20 protein-coding genes are annotated in these 20,004 nt (G+C 34.3%); 13 read left to right on the top strand and 7 right to left on the bottom strand.

All coding sequences use genetic code 11. The features are described from left to right. Nucleotides 1-175: 175 nt before the first annotated feature. On the bottom strand, nt 176-1,408 hold the full coding sequence (gene pepT / locus BUB12_RS08280) for a peptidase T (RefSeq protein WP_072889934.1): 1,233 nt from the start codon (nt 1,406-1,408) through the stop codon (nt 176-178). A gap of 143 nt (nt 1,409-1,551) precedes the next feature. Here pepT and BUB12_RS08275 point away from each other — a divergent pair, with 143 nt between their 5' ends. Next, nucleotides 1,552-2,388, top strand: coding sequence for a sulfurtransferase (locus BUB12_RS08275; RefSeq protein ID WP_072889933.1), 837 nt, complete (start codon nt 1,552-1,554; stop codon nt 2,386-2,388). After that, on the top strand, nt 2,388-2,966 hold the full coding sequence (locus BUB12_RS08270; RefSeq protein ID WP_072889932.1) for a DNA-3-methyladenine glycosylase I: 579 nt from the start codon (nt 2,388-2,390) through the stop codon (nt 2,964-2,966). The genes BUB12_RS08275 and BUB12_RS08270 overlap by 1 nt, the downstream gene beginning before the upstream one ends. 107 nt (nt 2,967-3,073) lie before the next feature. On the opposite strand, the gene BUB12_RS08265 is transcribed toward BUB12_RS08270, so the two are convergent. Further along, entirely contained in the window at nt 3,074-3,385 is a 312-nt protein-coding gene (locus BUB12_RS08265; RefSeq protein WP_072889931.1) for a YbjQ family protein, read from the bottom strand. 54 nt (nt 3,386-3,439) lie between these two features. After that, a complete protein-coding gene (locus tag BUB12_RS08260) occupies nt 3,440-5,185 on the bottom strand; it encodes a methyl-accepting chemotaxis protein (protein WP_072889929.1) in 1,746 nt (581 codons plus the stop codon). Between the two features lie 224 nt (nt 5,186-5,409). Here BUB12_RS08260 and BUB12_RS08255 point away from each other — a divergent pair, with 224 nt between their 5' ends. From BUB12_RS08255 to BUB12_RS08245, 3 genes are all read left to right on the top strand, one after another. Next, nucleotides 5,410-5,922, top strand: a complete 513-nt coding sequence (locus BUB12_RS08255) for a GNAT family N-acetyltransferase (protein ID WP_072889928.1) — start codon at nt 5,410-5,412, stop codon at nt 5,920-5,922. Between the two features lie 114 nt (nt 5,923-6,036). Continuing rightward, on the top strand, nt 6,037-6,609 hold the full coding sequence (locus BUB12_RS08250) for a TetR/AcrR family transcriptional regulator (RefSeq protein ID WP_072889925.1): 573 nt from the start codon (nt 6,037-6,039) through the stop codon (nt 6,607-6,609). 104 nt (nt 6,610-6,713) lie between these two features. Then, nucleotides 6,714-7,613: an NAD(P)H-binding protein gene (locus tag BUB12_RS08245; protein WP_072889923.1), complete on the top strand. Its 900-nt coding sequence runs from the start codon at nt 6,714-6,716 to the stop codon at nt 7,611-7,613. 41 nt (nt 7,614-7,654) lie between these two features. Here BUB12_RS08245 and BUB12_RS08240 read toward each other — a convergent pair whose 3' ends face one another. Beyond that, nucleotides 7,655-9,097: an amidase family protein gene (locus tag BUB12_RS08240; protein WP_072889920.1), complete on the bottom strand. Its 1,443-nt coding sequence runs from the start codon at nt 9,095-9,097 to the stop codon at nt 7,655-7,657. Between the two features lie 173 nt (nt 9,098-9,270). Here BUB12_RS08240 and BUB12_RS08235 point away from each other — a divergent pair, with 173 nt between their 5' ends. After that, complete coding sequence (locus tag BUB12_RS08235) at nt 9,271-10,095, top strand: aldo/keto reductase (protein ID WP_072889918.1); 825 nt, start codon at nt 9,271-9,273, stop codon at nt 10,093-10,095. Nucleotides 10,096-10,168: 73 nt separating this feature from the next. Here the strand turns inward: BUB12_RS08235 and BUB12_RS08230 are convergent, their stop codons facing one another. From BUB12_RS08230 to BUB12_RS08220, 3 genes are all read right to left on the bottom strand, one after another. After that, nucleotides 10,169-11,521, bottom strand: a complete 1,353-nt coding sequence (locus tag BUB12_RS08230; protein WP_072889916.1) for a sodium-dependent transporter — start codon at nt 11,519-11,521, stop codon at nt 10,169-10,171. A gap of 166 nt (nt 11,522-11,687) precedes the next feature. Further along, entirely contained in the window at nt 11,688-12,170 is a 483-nt protein-coding gene (locus BUB12_RS08225) for a nucleoside deaminase (protein WP_072889914.1), read from the bottom strand. Nucleotides 12,171-12,187: 17 nt separating this feature from the next. Next, the gene (locus BUB12_RS08220; RefSeq protein WP_072889912.1) at nt 12,188-12,739 is read right to left on the bottom strand and encodes an HD domain-containing protein; all 552 of its coding nucleotides are present in this window, start codon (nt 12,737-12,739) and stop codon (nt 12,188-12,190) included. A gap of 306 nt (nt 12,740-13,045) precedes the next feature. Here BUB12_RS08220 and fni point away from each other — a divergent pair, with 306 nt between their 5' ends. From fni to BUB12_RS08185, 7 genes are all read left to right on the top strand, one after another. Further along, complete coding sequence (fni, locus tag BUB12_RS08215) at nt 13,046-14,104, top strand: type 2 isopentenyl-diphosphate Delta-isomerase (RefSeq protein WP_072889910.1); 1,059 nt, start codon at nt 13,046-13,048, stop codon at nt 14,102-14,104. An 85-nt stretch (nt 14,105-14,189) separates the two neighbouring features. Beyond that, nucleotides 14,190-14,912 (top strand): DsbA family oxidoreductase, encoded by a 723-nt coding sequence (locus tag BUB12_RS08210; RefSeq protein ID WP_072889908.1) that lies wholly within the window; start codon nt 14,190-14,192, stop codon nt 14,910-14,912. Nucleotides 14,913-15,164: 252 nt separating this feature from the next. Beyond that, a complete protein-coding gene (locus BUB12_RS08205; protein WP_072889906.1) occupies nt 15,165-16,118 on the top strand; it encodes an ABC transporter permease in 954 nt (317 codons plus the stop codon). Next, a complete protein-coding gene (locus BUB12_RS08200) occupies nt 16,108-17,058 on the top strand; it encodes an iron chelate uptake ABC transporter family permease subunit (protein ID WP_072889904.1) in 951 nt (316 codons plus the stop codon). The genes BUB12_RS08205 and BUB12_RS08200 overlap by 11 nt, the downstream gene beginning before the upstream one ends. Then, on the top strand, nt 17,052-17,807 hold the full coding sequence (locus BUB12_RS08195) for an iron ABC transporter ATP-binding protein (protein WP_072889902.1): 756 nt from the start codon (nt 17,052-17,054) through the stop codon (nt 17,805-17,807). Before BUB12_RS08200 ends, BUB12_RS08195 begins: the two co-directional genes overlap by 7 nt. Before the next feature lie 347 nt (nt 17,808-18,154). Next, a complete protein-coding gene (locus tag BUB12_RS08190) occupies nt 18,155-19,102 on the top strand; it encodes a siderophore ABC transporter substrate-binding protein (RefSeq protein ID WP_072889901.1) in 948 nt (315 codons plus the stop codon). A 167-nt stretch (nt 19,103-19,269) separates the two neighbouring features. Then, nucleotides 19,270-19,965: a SurA N-terminal domain-containing protein gene (locus tag BUB12_RS08185; protein WP_072889900.1), complete on the top strand. Its 696-nt coding sequence runs from the start codon at nt 19,270-19,272 to the stop codon at nt 19,963-19,965. Nucleotides 19,966-20,004 lie beyond the last annotated feature (39 nt).

The following is a 20,004-nucleotide window of genomic DNA, read 5'->3' as shown; positions in this document are numbered from 1 at the left end:
CGGAAATATACTTCGCTTTCCGTGGGCGGCTGGTGAGCCTCCTCGTGCTATCGCACTGTGGGGTCTCACCGATGCCTTTGCTCCCACAGGAGTCTGCGTATATTCCCTCCGCTAAGCTAGCGGATTGTTCGTCTTTAGTAATGACCTTTTAGTTATGTCCCATCTTCTAATTTCATTAATTATTTTCTTCAAACAACTTACAAATCTCCACAATTACGTTAGTAGCCTTCTCCATATTGTCGACAGAAATATATTCAAACTTACCATGGAAGTTCTCTCCACCCGTGAATATATTTGGTGTTGGTAATCCCATATAGGAAAGCTGAGACCCATCTGTACCTCCGCGAACAGGTTGAATGACAGGTTCAATATTTAAGTTATTCATAGCTTGTTTGGCAATATCAACGATTTCCATAACAGGTTCAATTTTTTCTCGCATATTGTAATATTGGTCGTTTAATTCTAGTTCAACGCTATTTTCTCCGTACTTTTCTTTTATTTCCTCAGTATATTTTGTAAGAGTTTCTTTTTTAGCTTCAAATTTTTCACGATCAAAATCACGGATAATGTAATACACTTTCGTTTGTTCTACATCCCCTGTCACTGAGATTAAATGGTAGAACCCATCGTATCCATCAGTATTTTCAGGGGACTCTTCTTGTGGAAACTTATTGATAAATTCTGCCGCTAGTTTACCGGAATTCACCATTTTATCTTTTGCAGTTCCTGGATGAACACTATTGCCGTTAAACGTAACCTTAGCTGCAGCAGCATTGAAGCTTTCATATTGCAATTCACCCAAAGGTCCACCATCGATTGTATAAGCGTATGATGCATTGAATCGTTCCACATCAAACTTATGGGGACCGCGACCTATTTCTTCATCTGGAGTGAAAGCAACTCGAATCTTTCCGTGTTTTATTTCAGGATGTTTTATTAAATAATCCATTGCAGTCATAATTTCAGCAATACCAGCTTTGTTATCGGCCCCAAGTAGGGTTGTCCCGTCCGTAGTAATTAACGTATGTCCTTTATAGCTAGGTAATTCTGGAAACTCCTTGCTAGATAAAACGATATTTAATTCATCATTTAAAGTTAAGTCATTTCCATCAAAATTTTCTACGATTTGTGGATTCACATTTTCACCTGGAAAGTCAGTAGCAGTATCCAAATGGGCAAGAAAACCAATTGTTGGTACTTCTTTATCAGTATTTGATGGTAATGTTGCCATCACATAAGCATTGTCATCAATAGTAACATCTTCCATGCCTATCTCTTTTAACTCATCTACTAATAGGTTAGCAAGGTTCCACTGGCCTTCTGTAGATGGGGTAGTTTTACTTTCTTCATTAGATTGTGTATCGATCTTTACATATGTAGTAAATCGTTGGATAATTTCTTTTTTCATAGGTAACGCTCCTTTTTATTTAAATAAGATACTATCTTCTAATTATACCGTAACGCGAAATAAATTCTATACAGGAAAACTTAAGCTTGATATAGAATATAATTTAGATACAAGACTTTATTGGAAAGAGGTAGGTGGGGAAGATGTCATACCTTATGAAGGTAGATGAATTAGAGGAGAAATTACATAATGAGAATCTAGTTGTGGTCGATGTTCGTTTTGATTTACAGGATCCTGATGCAGGGAGAAAATTGTATATCGAATCACATCTTCCAAATGCTGTCTATTTAGACTTGAATAAGGACTTATCAGGAAAAGTAAAAAAACATGGTGGCAATCATCCTTTACCAGATGTAGATATATTTTCAGCTAAATTAGGAAATATTGGTATTGATAATGAGACAACAGTTGTTATTTATGATGCTGAGAATGGAATGTTTTCTGCTCGAATGTGGTGGTTGCTATACTATTTTGGCCATGAAAAGATGTACTTGCTAGAAGGTGGCTATAATGGTTGGCTAGAAAACGGGAAGGAAGTAACGACAACAATTCCAATATCGAGAAAGAAAAACTACATCCCTAAAATCCGTCACAATGAAGTTGTTGATATTCATGGAGTAAAAGAGAAGCTTTCCAAAAATGAAAGTGTGTTAATTGATTCCCGTGCTAAAGAAAGATACTTAGGAAAGGTAGAGCCTCTCTACCCTAAAGCAGGGCACATACCAGGAGCGAAAAATTACTTTTGGAAGGATGTCTTGGATGAGAATGGATATTGGAAAACATCGAAAGAACTAGAGAAACATTTTCAGCTTTTAAACAAAGAGGAAGAAATCATTGTTTCTTGTGGTTCGGGTGTCTCTGCATGTCCGAATATTATTGCTTTAAAACAAGCAGGTTATAAAAATGTGAAGCTTTATCCAGGGAGCTTTAGTGATTGGATTTCTTATGATGAAAATAGAGTTGAGAAGAAGGAAGAGTGATGGGTTTGAACCGATGTTCATGGGCTAATTCCGAAGATGAACTGTATAAGCATTATCATGATACAGAGTGGGGAAGACCTACTCATGATGATCATAAGTTATTTGAAATGCTAATACTTGAAGGGGCACAAGCAGGGCTAAGTTGGATAACGATTCTTAGAAGGAGAGAGAATTATAGGAGAGCTTTTGATGATTTTGATCCTAAAATAATCTCACACTATGATGATAAAAAAATTAGCAGTCTTTTACAAAATGATGGAATAATTAGAAACAAGAGAAAGGTACATTCTGCTATCAATAATGCTAAATGCTTTTTGAAAGTTCAAGAGGAGTATGGAACATTTGACCAATATATTTGGAGTTTTGTGGATGGTGCACCGATATTAAATGATTGGCAAAACCACCAAGACGTACCAGCAACTACTCCTGAATCAGAGAAAATGAGTAAAGAACTAAAAAAGCGGGGTTTTTCTTTTGTAGGTCCTACTATATGTTATGCGTTTATGCAGGCAACCGGTATGGTAAATGACCATACAAAGGATTGCTTTCTCTATCATAAGAATAGCGCAAGGAAGTAATTCTATGTAGTTCTTTCGCTAATTGCAGGCGCTCGGAGCTACACATCTCTGAATTTAATACATTCTATAAAAAAGGCAACCTCATGAGATGTGAGGTTGCCTTTTGTTTATACACGAACTGCAGTACCGTATGCAATTACCTCAGCAGCTGCATTCATTACTTGTGAGGTCTGGAAACGCATGCCGACAATCGCGTTGGCTCCCAGCTTCTCAGCTTCTTCTACCATTCTATTTTTTGCGATGTTTCTTGCATCTTTCATCATATCGGAATAACCTTGTATCTCTCCTCCGACAAGTGTTTTTAACCCAGCGCCAATATCTCTTCCAACATGCTTAGTTTGGACAGTGCTACCTTGTACGAGACCTTTAACTTCTGTTATCGTTTTTCCGGGGACTTCATTCGTTGTTACGATTAACATCATTTGTCTCCTCCTTTAGTTTAACTTTCAGTGCTGCCTAGTTCTGTGTCATCTTTACAGCTTAAATACCTTTAATTCTTCGTTTAATTGCTCTGCTAGTTTTGCTAGTTCTTCTGCATTATTCGTTACTTCTTCCATGGAACTAGATGTTTGTTGGGCTGAAGCAGCTGCTTGTTCCACGCCTGCAGCAGATTCTTCTGACACAGAGGCAATCTCTTCTATTATTTTATTCATATCATTACTATTATTTGCTATATCCTTTAAATTAGTTGAAATCGAATTGATTTTGACAACCATATCGGAAACAGATTGATGAATAGAAGCAAAGTTTTCACCGGTGGTTTCAATCTGAGTGGTACCTTCTTTAACTTCATCATACCCGTTATTGAGAGAAGATACGACGTCATTTGTTTCCAATTGGATATTACGGACAATTGTGGTTATTTCTCCTACCGAGTCAGAGACTTGATCAGATAGTTTTCTAACTTCATCCGCAACTACTGCAAATCCTTTCCCTTGTTCTCCAGCTCTTGCAGCTTCAATAGCAGCATTCAGTGATAATAGATTGGTTTGATCAGCTATATCCTTAATAACGGAAATTAACTTAGATATCTCATTGGATTGTTGCTCTAATCCTTGTACTTTAAGAACAGAATTAGAAACAATTTGATCAATTTGTTTCATTTGGCTCACAGACTTCTCCATTAATGATTGTCCATCGTTTGTAAGGGTGAGTACATGGTCTGAAGTATTTGCTACTTCTTGACCTTGTTGTTCTGATGAACGCACCATTTGTACAAAATCATTCATGTTTTCTGAAAGGCTGGATGTACTGTTAGCTTGAGTTTCAGCACCTGAAGAAAGTTCTTGCATTGTTGAAGCAATTTGTTCGTTTCCTTCTCGAACTTCGATAGCTGATTGAGATAATCCTTCACTTCGTAATGAGACTGTCTCCGAAGCGTCAGAGACCTTCATCAGTATATTCTTCATGTTTTCTTTAACTAAATTAACTGCACGAGCTAGTTGCCCAATTTCATCATTACCACTGTATTTCATGGATTCAACTTGCAGATTCCCTTTTGAAAATTCAGTCGTAATTTGAACAACCTGTTGAAGGTTCCTTGTAACTCTTCTACTCGTCATATACATTAAAATCAATCCTAACAAAATAGCAATAGCAGTTGAGACAACAAGAAATACTGTCGTTCTGGAAATGCTTTGCTTAGAATTTTGAACGGCTTGTACTTGTTCCTCTTTTACTGTATCCATTAGGTCGTTTACAAGATTTACTGTACTTGATCTGAGTTCAGATGATTGGTTTCTCATTAAATTTGCTAAGTGTAACTGATTCGTTTCCACAAAATTACTAATTTCATTTAAAAACATATCATTTATTTTTTGATCATTTTCTTTTATTTTATTAAATAATTCTTTTTGTTCATTGGTTCGCATATTTGGTTCTATTTTTGTTAATAAGGCATTAAATTCCTCTTGATACTCTATAAATGCATCCACATATTTAGTCCGGTCATTTAGGAGATAATCAGAAATTTGTACATCTTTAACCTGGATAATGGATGCCATTTCTGCCATGTCATTAACATTGGCACTGTATTCATCTATGATCTCAATATCATTAGATGCGTTATGTAATTCAAAATAGACGATGGAACCTGCGATTAAAAAGAGTATCGAACTCGCTATAAAGATTGCCAAAAAACCATGACCGATTTTTACATCTTTAAGATTAAATCTTTTTTTCTCTTTTAATCCCTTCGCTTTCTTCTTTTTGTTTTTCATAGATATCCCCCTCATTTACATTAAAAAACGCGTGTATATATTAAAAAACAACGGATTATAACATTTATTGACAATATTCTAACACTTGTAATTATACCTAACTATCTTGTAAAATAGCAACCAGTGTGCAATTTTTTGTAGATTAATTAACAATCATTTTTTGTCTTGAATATAATAGCTTTTTATAAGTTTATTAGAATTAATAAATATAGGAGGTGTATTAATTGATTCAGTCAGCATTTTTAGAAACAGAAAAGAATAAAGAAGAGTTGAAAGAGGAATTAGACACCTTAGAGATTCAAATGTTTCGAATGCAAAATAATATAAAAGAGATTGCTAAAAAGTCCGAAGTAATTAGCATCGATCAAACAAAAGAGAATGATTGGGTGGTAATCTTCGCAGATAAAGACTCAGATACTTTTCAATTGATGCTCCATAATTGTGAGTCGCCATACCGTGGAAAATGGCATTCCGCAATACAAGCAGAGGTGAAAGATGAGTCAACGATTCATATTGCCGACATAAAGGGAGAACAAAATAGGGGATATGGTTCCATTTTAATGAAGCACCTAAAAGAACATGCACGTGAAAAAAATATTCAATATATAACAGGTGATTTAGTTGAACGTGATTTTGGCCATGTGAACCGTCTAAAGCATTTTTATAAAAAGCATAATTTTGAAGTGACAATTAATCACCAAGAACAGAGTGGTGAAATTATCTGGAATGATGATTAATGTGTAAGGCTAATCCGTGAGGGTGGTCTTTTTTTTTTCTTAAAATTAGCTTGAAGTTTCTTACTTTTTCTATTATAGTATTAATTGAACAGTGGTTAAAAAAGAGGGATAGAGATGGCAGCGAGAAAAGTAGTGGATAAGGAGTTAACACGTGAAGCAATTATGGAAGCAGCAAGAGATTTGTTTGCAGAAAAAGGGTTTCAACATGTCTCAATGAGGCAAATTGCTACTAAACTTAATTATAGCCATGGAGCAATTTATTATCATTTTAAAAATAAAGCTGAACTTTTTTATGCATTAGTAGAGAAACATTTTGACATGCTTGATCACACTCTAGATGAGATAGTTGCAGAACCTATAGACGATACGGAAAAGCTTAGAAGGATCTTATTAGGGTATATCGAATTTGGTCTAACTTACCAGAGCCATTATGAGATTATGTTTTTGACAAAGGACGAAGAAGTACGAAATTTTATTAACCAAAGTCCGATGAATACGTACCAAAAATTTGCAACTCATATAAGTAATCTAAGTGAAAGAACAGTGTCAATTCAGGATGTATGGTCCATATTTATTTCTATTCACGGATTTGTTACACATTATTTAAGACATGTAACAAGTTATGATGAGATAAAGTCAGCTGCAGAACATCATGTAAGTTTATTACTTAAGTGGACAAAAAAATAAAGAGCTTTAACTAGTTCTTTTTTTGCAATTTATTAACCAGTGGTTAATAAAAATAAGAGGGGGATAATAGGGGAAAAGTATTAGTTTTAGGTGCTAGTGGTGGCATGGGATATGCGATCGTAAAGGAGTTATTGAATCGTCAAGTAAGTGTCATTGCATTTGCAAGGAACAAACAAAAACTTGAAAACTTATTTAGACACGAAGAACTGGTTCAAATTCATGTTGGGGACGCATCGGTAATAATAGATTTGGAAGTAGCAATTAAAGGTGTTGATATAATATTTAATGCCATCAATATTCCCTATCAGGAATGGACTGAAATGTTACCTTTAATTACTAGTAATATAGTAAAAGTTTCAAAAAAACGATCTGTAAAACTAGCAATAGTAGACAATATTTATGCTTATGGAAAAAGGAGAGAAGAAAGAATAGCAGAGGATGCCGATAAAATTCCGGTGACAAAAAAAGGAAAAATTCGTTTGGAATTAGAGAAGATGGTAAAAGAGTCGGGTGTTCCTTATGTCAGAGCGCACTTCCCTGACTTTTACGGTCCACATGTAGAAAATTCTTATATAAACCATATGCTCAATAACGTTCTGGCTAATAAAACTGCATATTTTGTGGGGGATCTATCTGTAGCAAGGGAATACATTTATACTCCAGATGGGGCTAATGCTATTGTGGAGTTGGCATTTAATAATAAATCATATGGCGATAATTGGAATATCCCTGGTTTTGGTGTAATCAGTGGAGGAGAATTAATTAATATGATACGAGATTACACTGGATTTAATAAATCTGTTAGATCAGTAAATAAACGTATGCTAGGATTATTAGGGATATTTGACAAACAAATGCGGGAGTTAGTTGAAATGCAGTATCTAAACGAAAATCCAATCGTATTAGATGGGACTAAATATCAAATTATGATAGGAGAATTACCTAGGACTTCCTATCATCAAGGACTAATAGAAACCATTAATAGTATGTCGAATAAGAAATGAAAAAAGAAGCTGTCAACTAAATGACAGCTTCTACTTATCAATCAATCTAACACAGGAGCTTTACGATGTTTTGTTGTTTGCTCATAGCTATAAGCAAGCTCTATAAGTTGGCCTTCTGTAAAGGCACTTCCTGTAAACGTAATTCCTACAGGTTTTCCATCACTAGTATATCCTGCTGGAACCGTAATTGAAGGGTAACCGGCCTTGGCTGCAATACTAGCACCATGATTATTAGCAAAAATCAATGCATCTAGATTATCCTTATTAAGTGCCATATCTATTCCTTCATCTTGTGATAGTCTAAGATCTTTTAGGCGATCATTAATATATTCTGCTTCCGTTAATGTTCCGCTTTTCTTTTCTGAATCGATTAATAGTTTTTGACCATATTTTAGTGCATCTTTTGCATGAGATTGATTGAAATTAATAATGTCTAATAAAGTATTTAATTTTAGACGATGATCAACAGTGGAAAGGTAGGCATTCAAGCCATTCTTGAACTCATGGAATAGAACTGTTGGTACTGGGAGATCAGTTGGTAGTGCAATAGGATCTACAATAGTAGCACCTAATTCCTCCATAACTATTAATGCTTTGTTTACTAACTCCAATTCTTCGTCTGGTAGATTTCCGATGTAATCGCGCGATATCCCAAGTCGTTTTCCTTTTAAACCATCTTTATTTAGATAGTTAGTGTAATCTGTGATGCTATTAGGATTCGTTTTTGTTGCTGGATCACTTTCATCTACGCCTGTCATTGCATCAAGGATGAGGGCTGCATCTGTAACAGTACGTGCCAATGGACCTGCAGTATCTTGGCTACTAGCTATAGGTATCACTCCTGTTCTACTAATTAACCCAACGGTAGGCTTAATACCGACTAATGAGTTACTACTGGCAGGACTTAAGATAGAGCCACTAGTTTCTGTTCCAATCGCCCCTAAAGCAAAATTGGCTGCAATTGCTGCACCAGGTCCTGAACTAGAACCCCCAACATCGAATTTACCTGGACCATATGGGTTTAGGACTTGTCCACCGTGTGAGCTATATCCATTTGGCATCCCAACTGCCATGAAATTCGCAAATTCAGTAAGGTTAGATTTTCCTAGAATAATAGCCCCAGCATCTCGAAGTTTTTTCGTTAAAAAAGCATCCTCTTTAGCATAATGATCTTTAAGTGCAAGTGAACCGGCAGTAGTATGAGTTTTATCCCCTGTGTCAATATTATCTTTTAATAGAAGGGGAATACCGTGAAGAGGTCCTCGTGGTCCTTTTTGTTGTCGTTCTAAGTCTAATGATTCTGCAATAAATAATGCATCTGGATTAATTTCTAATACTGCATTAATCTTGGGCCCTTGTTGATTGTATTTTGCTATCTGTTCTAAGTATAATGCGGTTAGTTTCTTAGCAGTTAAATTTCCATTTTCCATCGCCTGTTGTATGTCATTGATTGTTGTCTCATTTATCATAAATGAATTTTTCATAGGTTTTCCTCCTACTATTAGAATATTATTCTATTTTATCAGATATTTAAAAATATACACTAAAAGTAATAGTTGTTGTCTATTTTGGTAAGTCTAGTAAAGGGCAAATAATTGGAAAGAATGCTATTACTTTGTTAGAATAATCCAGCTATAGAATGAAAGGAGTTCAGCAAATGAATTATATAACATTAAATAATGGACTTAAAATGCCACAATTAGGTTTTGGTGTTTGGCAAGTACCAGATGAAGAAGCTACACCAGCTGTTGAAAAAGCATTAGAGGTAGGTTTTCGTTCAATTGATACAGCAATGGTTTATAAAAATGAAGAAGGGGTAGGACGTGCTCTGGCTTCATCCAATATTCCACGGGAAGAACTTTTTATCACTACAAAAGTTTGGAATACAGACCATGGTTATGAAAATACACTGAAAGCATTTGATGCCAGTTTAGAGAGGTTAGGTCTTGACTATGTTGACCTTTATTTAATTCACTGGCCAACTCCACAATACGATGAGTATGTTGAAACGTATAAAGCACTAGAAAAACTATATAAGGATGGACGAGTAAAGGCGATTGGAGTATGTAATTTCCACATTGAACATTTACAACGTCTAATAGATGAATGTGAGGTCGTTCCGGCAGTCAATCAGGTAGAATGTCATCCTTATCTACAACAGGTTGAATTAAAAGCATTTTGTAAGCAACATGACATTTATTTGGAAGCGTGGAGCCCACTAATGCAGGGTGGAGAAGTATTAGAGAATGGTATCGTAAAACAAATTGCAGAGAACCATGGAAAAACTCCAGCACAAGTTATCATTCGTTGGCATATGCAGTATGATAATATTGTTATTCCTAAATCAGTAACTCCGTCTAGGATTGAGGAAAACTTTAATGTTTTTGACTTCGAGTTAACAACTGATGAAATGGATAAAATGGCTAACTTGAACCGCAATCAACGAAAAGGCCCAGATCCAAATGATATGAACGTTAGGTAACATATGAATGATAAAAAGAAGGCTTAGAGAGACAATTCTCTAAGCCTTTATAATAGATTAAAACAACTAATCCTTAAAATTTAATAATACCTAGTGCATCTAAAAATACAATAATAATGGCAATTGGTGCGATATATTTTATGGCTAAGAACCAAATTGCAAAGAGTTTTTTAGATTTACTTGAACCAGAGCTAATCTCTTCAAGTAGTTTATTCTTAGGTATAGCAATTGATGCAAATATCGCAATTCCTAAGGCTCCTAAAGGCATTAATATATTTGATACTAAGAAATCAGCAAGGTCAAAAACGGTTTTTCCAAATAAGGTAAAGTCGCTCAGTACCCCATAGGAGAGTGCTGAAGGAATACCTATCATAAAAATAAATAAACCATTTAGCCAAGTAATTTTTTTACGTTTCGAACGGTCCCCTTTTGTAATTGCTGCAACAATAATTTCTAACATAGAGAAGGCAGAAGTAAGTGTTGCAAACAAAAACAATACTAAGAATATAACTAGGAAAACAGAGCCGAATGGCATCATATCAAATACTGCAGGAAGAACAACAAATAATAATCCAGGTCCTTCTGCAGGCTCAAAGCCGAAGGAGAAAACAGCTGGGAAAATAGCAAGACCAGCTAATAGCGAGATAAAGATATTCATACTAACAATCATTAGTGCTGATTTTGGTAAATTCTCTCCTTTTGGCAAATAGGAACTGTAGGTTACCATCACAGATGACCCTACACTAATTGAAAAGAATGATTGCCCTAAAGCAAACAATATCGTATCAGATGTCATACTAGAGAAATCAGGATATAAGAAAAATTCTAGTCCTTCACTTACATTGTCAAGTGTTAGTGAACGAATAATTAAAATAATAAAAGCAATAAATAATGTTGGCATCATAATTTGACTTGCCCGCTCAATTCCCTTTTCGACACCTCTAGCTACAACTATTATCGTAACTAATATAAAAATAAATTGGGAAATAACTGCAATTAATGGATTGGCTATAGAACCTTCAAAAATTACACCAAAATCATTATCCGGAACATTTGATAATTGTCCTGTTATGGTTTTAATAATATAAAGTAATACCCAGCCCCCAACAACGCTATAAAAAGACAATACAATATAGCTAGTAATTACACCTAACACCCCAACTAAATGCCACTGTTTACCAGGGGCAAAATGAGTATAGGCGGAAATGGCATCTTTTTGAGAGCCTCGTCCAATAATAAATTCGGCCAGTAAAATAGGAAGGCCAACAAAAAGTGTAAATAAAATAAAAATGAAGAAGAAAGCTCCCCCACCAGAAGTACCTGCTATATAAGGGAATTTCCAAATGGCTCCAAGTCCAATTGCTGAACCAGCTGTAGCTAAAATAAAACCTAATTTTGATGTCCACTGTTCTCTACGATGTCCCATAAATCCTCCTTAATTAAGTCGAACTTTCCACTATACGGATTAATGGAAAGTGGTAGGCAGTATAATAATCTTCTTGTTATTTTTTCTAACAAGTGAGTTTTTAGCCTAAAAACACATAAAAAGTATTTTAACATATTCATTAACGAAAAAAAGGATAAATGTTAAATTAAATTTTACCGTGTAGAATTAGTGAAGCTGTTTCCTTGGAATATTTCTGAAGAATTTCAATAGATTCATCTTTAAGGACATTCCCCAAATAGTTATGAACTCGTTTTTTGAGATATGGGTTAGATTGTATAAAATGATCCATAGCCATATATTTATCTTCAATTGCAAAAACAATATTTCTTATATTAGCCATGACAATAGTGGGAAGACACATAACACATGGTTCAACGGTAGTGTATAGAATGCTTTCTCTAGCGTGTTCTCTTATGTATCCTGGGTTGCTGTGGATGGCATTAATCTCGGCATGTGCAACATTATTATTTGACGTTTCAATACTGTTTGCACCTTTAGCGACAATTTCTCCATTATGTACAATGACACAACCTATTGGACGGTCACCACGTTTTCCAGCTAAGTCAGCCTCAATAAGAGCTTCTTTCATAAATTCCTCATGATTAATTTGATTGAAATTTAATATCATAGAAAAAAACCTCCTTATTAGCTAGTGAAAACCCTGTGGACTGCTTTCTCAAATTCATGAAAATAACTTGGAACCTCATCATCATTCAGGCCTACAAACATATTTTCTGCGATGGAACGATTATACCAAGCTTGCTGCTCAATACCTGCATTGAAATTATTCCAAACATGAACGCCTTGTTCTTTTAAATCCTTTTCTAAGCTAAGTAGATTATCTAATTTGTCAGCCACAATTAAATACTTCACTTCTTTTTCGCCATTTTTAATGGTATCAATGGTGTGTTGCTTTCGTTCTTTCCATGTTTTTGTTTTATCTTCTGTATGTGCTAATACTAGGGTCGCAACACGTTCTCCGAATAACTTTTTAATATCTTCAATATCATAAGGGGTATCTTCTACCACATCATGCAAATAACCAGCACAAATTAATTCTTCTGAGAATCCAGCTTCTTCTAAACGTTTTGCTACGCGAATTGGGTGGGTAATATAAGGGACATCAGAATTTTTTCGAGACTGTCCTTGGTGAGCCTTTTCAGAAAATTCTTTCGCTTTCTCCGTTAACTGCGACATTTTTTAACCTCCATTGATAAAATATATTAGTACAAGTTTACCATAATAATTAACTGAAAAGTTTGGAATAATCTTATGGAGAGTATTAAAAGCAGGATAAAACAACAATGTACCACTAATGAAATGTAGATGTTGCACGTGAAGTACAATTCACTTTCAATAAACTGCTGAAAACAGTAAACTAAACATGAAAGCATATAAAAATATGATTGAGTGATACGGTTTCGATTTCAAATTAAATATTGTTATCATAAAGTGTAGATAATAGGAACGGAATTTAAAAATAGTACAGTAAGGGTGGTAATGATGGCAGAACAAGGAATTAATAAAAGGAAAACAGAACATATTCGGCTTTGTTTAACAGATCATGTTGAAGGGGTAAATAAGTCAACAGGTCTTGAGGGGATTTCATTTATACATAATGCATTACCTGAAATAAACTTTCAGGATATCAACTTAGAAACTAGTTTCTTGAACAAAAGCCTAAAAGCACCATTTTTAGTTAGTTCTATGACTGGTGGATCTCAAATGGCAGAAGAAATCAATAAAAATTTAGCTATAGCTGCAGAAGAACGGGGCTGGGCAATTGCACTTGGCTCAACAAGGGCGTTACTTGAAGGAGATAAACATCAGGATTCCTTTTTGATTAGAAAACAAGCTCCTACTGTGCCATTAATAGCAAATCTTGGTGCGGTGCAATTAAATTATGGTTACGGTGCCGAAGAAGCGCAAAAATTAGTTGATTTAACAGAAGCAGATTCCTTATATCTTCATCTAAATAGTTTACAGGAAGTCATTCAAGATGAAGGGGATTTGAATTTCGAGGATTTATTACCAAAAATTGAAGAAGTTTGTAAAAAAGTTACTGTACCTGTGGGTGTTAAAGAAGTAGGTTTTGGTATTGATGGGCATGTTGCGAGACAATTATACGATGCTGGTGTATCTTACATTGATGTGGCAGGTGCAGGTGGTACCTCATGGAGCCAAGTAGAGAAATTAAGGTCTAAGGATCCTTTGAGAAAAGCAGCTGCTGAAGCATTTAATAATTGGGGAATCCCAACAAAAGACTGTATAGTCTCTGTCCGAAGCGAGTTAAACAACGTACCATTAGTTGCTAGTGGTGGGATGAAAACAGGAGTAGATGCAGCAAAAGCAATCACAATAGGTGCCGATATTATTGGTTTTGCACGTTCTTTACTAAAAGCAGCAACAACATCTTCAGAAGAGGTAATGAAAGTAATGGAACAAATAGAATTTGAATTGAAAATTACGATGTTTGGTATCGGAGCAAAAAATCTTGATGAATTAAAAAACACAAATCGAGTTGAAATAATGGGAAGGTCATTAATGGAGGATAAAGATTAACCTTGTTTGTCTTTAACCTTAAGCAGAATGCTATTAAATAAGAAAGTCACTATGCTAAAATATGATTAAAAGTGAGGTGTGACTTATGAAAATCGAGGTATGGTCTGATTTCGTATGCCCCTTTTGTTATATAGGTAAACGAAGATTGGAAGCTGCTTTAAACAACTTTGAGAATAAAGATAACGTGACTGTTGAATATAGAAGCTATGAGCTTGATCCGAATGCAGAAGTTAATCCTGGTAAGAGCATTCATGAATTACTTGCAGGAAAATACGGAATGAGTGTTGAAAAAGCAAAGGCAATGAATGAGAATGTAGGATTACAAGCAAAAGAAGTTGGTTTAACGTATCATTTTGACACGATGAAGCATACGAATACGTTTGATGCACATCGACTAGCACAATACGCTGATGGAAAAGGGAAAGGCAAAGAAATGACTGAACGGCTGCTTTATGCATACTTTACCGAGTCAAAACTGCTAAGTGATCATCAAACATTAATTGAACTTGCAGAAGAAGTTGGCTTAGATGCAGAGGAAGTAGAGGAAATGCTTAAAACCGATGAATATGGAAACAAAGTTCGTTTTGATGAAAATCAGGCGAAACAAATTGGTGTCCAGGGCGTTCCTTTCTTTGTATTCAATGAGAAATATGCTGTATCCGGGGCCCAACCAGTTGAAACCTTTAAAGAAGTATTAGATAAGGTATGGGAAGAAGAAAATGAAAAGCCAGTATTAAAATCTCTAAATCCTAATAACTCAAAAACAACCTATTGTACCGATGAAGGATGTAATATTGAGGAAGAGTAAGAAAAAGACTTATTGAGAATATATTTCTCGATAAGTCTTTTTCTTGGCATAGGAAATGAGAATATATATGAAAACGGTATAAAGGTTGATAAATTCACTAATTTGTAGAAAATTGTTGGGTGCTTTTTATTGACGAATGTCACATATATGCTATACTCAACATAGATAATCTAATTGATAATGAATCTCATTCTTATTTAGATTCATTTGTACGTAATAATTATTATTAATAATAGTTAAGAAGGATATTCTATGAAAATACGATACTTGGTTATTGCACTTATTGTTTTATCATTTACATCGATATTTATTGGCGTCTCTGATCTGACACCAATGGATTTGTTTAGCTTAACGGAAGACCAAGCTCAGATCTTATTAGTAAGCCGTATTCCACGATTAGTTACAATTCTAATCGCTGGTATGAGTATGAGTATCTGTGGGCTAATTATGCAGCAGTTAAGTAGAAATAAATTTGTTTCCCCAACTACTGCAGGTACTCTCGATTCTGCAAGATTAGGGGTATTAGTTTCTTTAATGATATTTACGGCTGCTAGCCCAATGCAAAAAATGCTAGTTTCCTTTATCTTTGCTTTAATTGGTACATTTGTCTTTATGAAAATTTTGGAAAAAATTAAGTTTAAAGATGCCATTTTCATTCCTTTAGTTGGTTTAATGTTTGGGAATATTATTGGGTCATTATCCACTTTCTTTGCCTATCGTAATGACTTAATACAAAATATGTCATCATGGATGCAAGGCGATTTTTCAATGATTATGAGTGGTAATTATGAACTCATGTATATCAGTATACCTATACTAATGGTTGCATTTTTCTATGCTAATAAATTTACTATTGCAGGAATGGGAGAAGATTTTTCAAAGAATCTGGGGTTAAATTATCGTCAAGTTGTTAATCTTGGTCTTATCATTGTTGCATTAGTTACAGCATCTGTTGTTTTAACGGTAGGTGTCATACCATTTTTAGGATTAATTATTCCTAACATCGTAACAATTTATCGGGGAGATCACTTGAAGAAATCCTTAATTCATACAGCATTGTTAGGAGCATTATTTGTTTTATTCTGTGACATCATCGGTAGGGTAATCATCTATCCATATGAAATTCCGATTAGTTTAACAGTTGGTGTTATAGGTAGTGCGATATTCATCTACCTGTTGTTAAGGAGAAAGAAATATGGACTTTAAGAAGAAGACTATCATCCTGGCGGGTATTTCTGTACTGCTTGCAGCCTTGTATATATTTTATGACTTACGTGGAAACATTGGTTATATTCTACCCAGAAGAGCCATAAAAGTATTAGCGATTGTCATGACAGGTGGAGCAATTGCATTTTCTACAACCATCTTTATGACGATAACCAATAACCGTATATTAACACCAAGTGTATTAGGGTTAGATTCTCTTTATATGCTAATACAAACAGTTATCATCTTTATCTTTGGCGCAAATTCACTAGTGATGATGAGTAGCAACCTTAACTACTTAGTATCCATTTCAATAATGGTACTATTTTCACTGGTTCTGTATCACTTTCTCTTTAAAGGGGAAAAAAACAATATCTACTTCCTCTTACTAATTGGAATGATATTAGGAACATTCTTTGGCAGCTTTACAGATTTTATGCAAGTCCTTATTGATCCAAATGAATTCATGGTTGCGCAAGATCGAATGTTTGCAAGTATTAACAATGTGAATACAGATTTAGTTTACATTTCGTTAATTTTAATTGGAGCATGTGTAATTTACTTTATGCGGTTTTATAAATATTTAGATGTTATGGCATTAGGGAAAGATAATGCAGTTAACTTAGGAGTACCATATGATGCCATTGTGAAACGCCTACTTGTTATTGTTGCTATCCTAATTTCAGTAGCAACTGCGTTAATTGGCCCAATTACATTTTTAGGTTTATTGGTTGTGAATGTCGCTTATGAGATGATGAAAACTTATCGGCATCTGTATATTATTTTAGGATCTGTATTCATCAGTATAATTGCTTTACTCGGTGGACAGTTTATCGTTGAGAGATTGTTTGCCTTTGAAACAACAATTAGTGTCATCATCAACTTTGTTGGTGGAGTGTACTTCATATATCTATTGTTAAAGGAGAATAAGTCATGGTAGATATCAAGAATTTATTTAAAACGTATAATCAGAAGAAAGTTATTGATGATGTATCGCTTTCGATTGAAAAAGGAACAATTACATCATTTATTGGCCCGAACGGTGCTGGAAAAAGTACGTTGATTTCTATGGTTAGCCGATTGATTGCTAAGGACAATGGAGACATAACGATTGACGGCCAAGATATTATGAAGACCAAGAATAATGAATTAGCTAAAAAGATTTCTATTTTGAAACAATCCAATTCGATTAATTTAAAGTTAAGTGTACGTGAGTTAGTTGCATTTGGTCGTTTCCCTTATTCACAAGGGAAATTAGAAAAAGAAGATTGGGTTAAAGTAGATGAAGCAATTGATTATATGGAATTAAGAGATATTCAAGATAAATACCTTGATGAGCTAAGTGGTGGTCAACGTCAGCGTGCACATATTGCCATGGTTTTAGCACAGGATACAGAGTATATTCTGTTAGATGAACCATTGAATAACTTAGATATGAGACATTCCGTACAAATTATGAAGACATTAAGAAAGCTTGTTGATGAATTAGGTAAAACAATTTTAATTGTAATTCACGATATAAACTTTGCATCCTGCTACTCCGATCAAATTGTAGCATTGAAAGATGGAAAAATTGTGAAACAAGGACGTACATGTGACGTCATTGATCAATGTGTATTGAAAGATATCTATGATATGGATATTGAAATTCAAAACATTGATAATAAACGTATTTGCGTTTATTTCTAGTAGTTGATTTTCCACCTAAAAAGGTGAAGTTAATTTGTTTAATAACAAATGATGGTATGCAAAATATTTGCAGTATCCAATAAGGCAAAAAAAACCCCTTTATAAAGAAGATAGCAGACGTGCTAAATCCTTTATAAAGGAGAATACCTTACTTATAGTTTACCGTATACATAGAAATAGGTAAACGAAATTGCCTATTATAAAATAAATAAATAAAAATAAAATAAAAAAATGTATGTTTGAGCGCTCATGCATACCAAAATAACAAATGCCTATATTATTGGTATACCTGAGATGTTTTGCTAATGCCCTCATTTGATTATATATATTAAAAAAGGAGCATCCTTATGAAAAAAATACTTATGGTATTAGCAATTAGTTTTATTACACTCGTTATTACTGCATGTGGTTCCACAGAGGATAACGAAAATACAAATACAGGTTCAAATTCTAATGATGAAGTAACCATTTCACATGAATTGGGTGAAACAGATGTACTTGTTAATCCGAAAAAAGTAGTAGTATTTGACTTTGGTATCTTAGACACACTTGATGCATTAGGTTTAGAAGTAGCAGGAATTCCAAAATCATCAACAACACCAGATTATTTAGAAAAATATTCCGGTGATGATTATGAGAATGTTGGAAGTCTTAAAGAACCTGATTTTGAGAAAATAGCTGAGATTAATCCAGACCTAATCATCATCTCTGGTCGACAAGCATCTTTAATTGATCAATTTGAAGAATTAGCACCAACAATACACCTTGGAGTTGATACAACAAGGTACATGGAGTCATTTAAAGAAAATATGAATGCAGTTGGTCAAATTTTTGATAAGCAAAAAGAAATCGATGAGGAACTAGCAGAGATTGATACTTTAATTCAAGAGTTAAATGATAAAGCCTCTTCAACGGACAAAAATGCACTTATCATATTAGCAAATGATGATAAAATTAGTGCGTATGGAGCAAACTCCCGCTTTGGGTTAATTCATGATGTATTTGGAGTGACACCTGTAGATGAAGGTATTGAAGCTTCTACGCATGGAATGAATGTAACTTTTGAATATGTAAAGGAAAATGATCCTGATTTATTATACGTTATTGACCGAAGTGCTGTTGTTGGTGGAGAGAGCAATGCAAAGCAAATCGTAGAAAATAAATTGATGGAAAACACAAAAGCATATCAAAATGATACAATTTACTACCTAAATCCAGATTACTGGTATTTATCTGGTGGAGGACTGATCTCTGTTAAGGAAATGATTAAAGAAATCGATGGAACATTGAACTAAATCACTTATAAAGGTAACTCCAGTTAGAATGGAGTTACCTTTTTTATACTCATCCAACAATGTTGATATGATAGGGTTTAATTAGATTTTAAAGTTTCATAAAACTTGAATTATAGGTACATTCTATGGTTGAATGGAATTATCATCTTTTGAAATGAGGTATAGGAATGAAGAAGCTATTTTTACTATTAATTGCTTTTAGTCTTGCATCAGTAGTCACTGCATGTGGAGATGATGATAATAATGAATCAAATAATGACGGGAATACAACGGAACAATCGTTTGAAGTTACTGACGAAGAAATAGTGGATGAAGAGGAAGTTGTCCTTTCAGTAAACGATAAAGATATCTTTGGTAATAAATATAACCCAGTATACTACCAAACAAAGCAACGTTTATATCAAGCTGGTCAGGATATAAGTGATTTGGAATTAGTGAAGGAACAAACATTTAATGAATTAATTGCTCAAGAATTAATTAGACAAGATGCAATCGAAAGTGGACTTGAAGTCACTGATGAAGAAGTTGAGAATCGATTAGAAAATGTGAAATCAGAAGATGAGGAAGGCTACGAAGCATATCTTAAACAGTTTGACTTAACAGAGGATGCTTTCAAAGAACAATTAAAGTTTAATTTACTAGTCGATAAATATATGACTGATGTAATTACAGTTGAAGAAGTACCAGAAGAAGAGATTAAAGAACTATATGAGCAATTAAAAGAACAGAATGAAGATATCATGGAATATGATGAAGCAAAAGTATTCATCGAACAACAATTAACACAACAAAAGCAATCTGAACAACTTTTAACTAAAATAGAAGAATTAGAAGAATCAGCAGACATTGAGAAAATGCTATAAAGACTTTTTAAAGGAGACTGGTAAATCGGTCTCCTTTTA

Source organism: Ornithinibacillus halophilus, from assembly GCF_900129485.1.
Classification (GTDB): domain Bacteria; phylum Bacillota; class Bacilli; order Bacillales; family Amphibacillaceae; genus Ornithinibacillus; species Ornithinibacillus halophilus.
The sequence above is the reverse complement of the archived record's forward strand: the minus strand, read 5'-3'. Positions and strand labels throughout refer to the sequence as shown.

Bases quoted from the DNA above. Each gene is read 5' to 3' on its own strand.
- pepT (WP_072889934.1), bottom strand. From the start codon at position 1,408: ATGAAAAAAGAAATTATCCAACGATTTACTACATATGTAAAGATCGAT.
- BUB12_RS08275 (WP_072889933.1), top strand. From the start codon at position 1,552: ATGTCATACCTTATGAAGGTAGATGAATTAGAGGAGAAATTACATAAT.
- BUB12_RS08270 (WP_072889932.1), top strand. From the start codon at position 2,388: ATGGGTTTGAACCGATGTTCATGGGCTAATTCCGAAGATGAACTGTAT.
- BUB12_RS08265 (WP_072889931.1), bottom strand. From the start codon at position 3,385: ATGTTAATCGTAACAACGAATGAAGTCCCCGGAAAAACGATAACAGAA.
- BUB12_RS08260 (WP_072889929.1), bottom strand. From the start codon at position 5,185: ATGAAAAACAAAAAGAAGAAAGCGAAGGGATTAAAAGAGAAAAAAAGA.
- BUB12_RS08250 (WP_072889925.1), top strand. From the start codon at position 6,037: ATGGCAGCGAGAAAAGTAGTGGATAAGGAGTTAACACGTGAAGCAATT.
- BUB12_RS08245 (WP_072889923.1), top strand. From the start codon at position 6,714: ATGGGATATGCGATCGTAAAGGAGTTATTGAATCGTCAAGTAAGTGTC.
- BUB12_RS08240 (WP_072889920.1), bottom strand. From the start codon at position 9,097: ATGAAAAATTCATTTATGATAAATGAGACAACAATCAATGACATACAA.
- BUB12_RS08235 (WP_072889918.1), top strand. From the start codon at position 9,271: ATGAATTATATAACATTAAATAATGGACTTAAAATGCCACAATTAGGT.
- BUB12_RS08230 (WP_072889916.1), bottom strand. From the start codon at position 11,521: ATGGGACATCGTAGAGAACAGTGGACATCAAAATTAGGTTTTATTTTA.
- BUB12_RS08225 (WP_072889914.1), bottom strand. From the start codon at position 12,170: ATGATATTAAATTTCAATCAAATTAATCATGAGGAATTTATGAAAGAA.
- BUB12_RS08220 (WP_072889912.1), bottom strand. From the start codon at position 12,739: ATGTCGCAGTTAACGGAGAAAGCGAAAGAATTTTCTGAAAAGGCTCAC.
- fni (WP_072889910.1), top strand. From the start codon at position 13,046: ATGGCAGAACAAGGAATTAATAAAAGGAAAACAGAACATATTCGGCTT.
- BUB12_RS08210 (WP_072889908.1), top strand. From the start codon at position 14,190: ATGAAAATCGAGGTATGGTCTGATTTCGTATGCCCCTTTTGTTATATA.
- BUB12_RS08205 (WP_072889906.1), top strand. From the start codon at position 15,165: ATGAAAATACGATACTTGGTTATTGCACTTATTGTTTTATCATTTACA.
- BUB12_RS08200 (WP_072889904.1), top strand. From the start codon at position 16,108: ATGGACTTTAAGAAGAAGACTATCATCCTGGCGGGTATTTCTGTACTG.
- BUB12_RS08195 (WP_072889902.1), top strand. From the start codon at position 17,052: ATGGTAGATATCAAGAATTTATTTAAAACGTATAATCAGAAGAAAGTT.
- BUB12_RS08190 (WP_072889901.1), top strand. From the start codon at position 18,155: ATGAAAAAAATACTTATGGTATTAGCAATTAGTTTTATTACACTCGTT.
- BUB12_RS08185 (WP_072889900.1), top strand. From the start codon at position 19,270: ATGAAGAAGCTATTTTTACTATTAATTGCTTTTAGTCTTGCATCAGTA.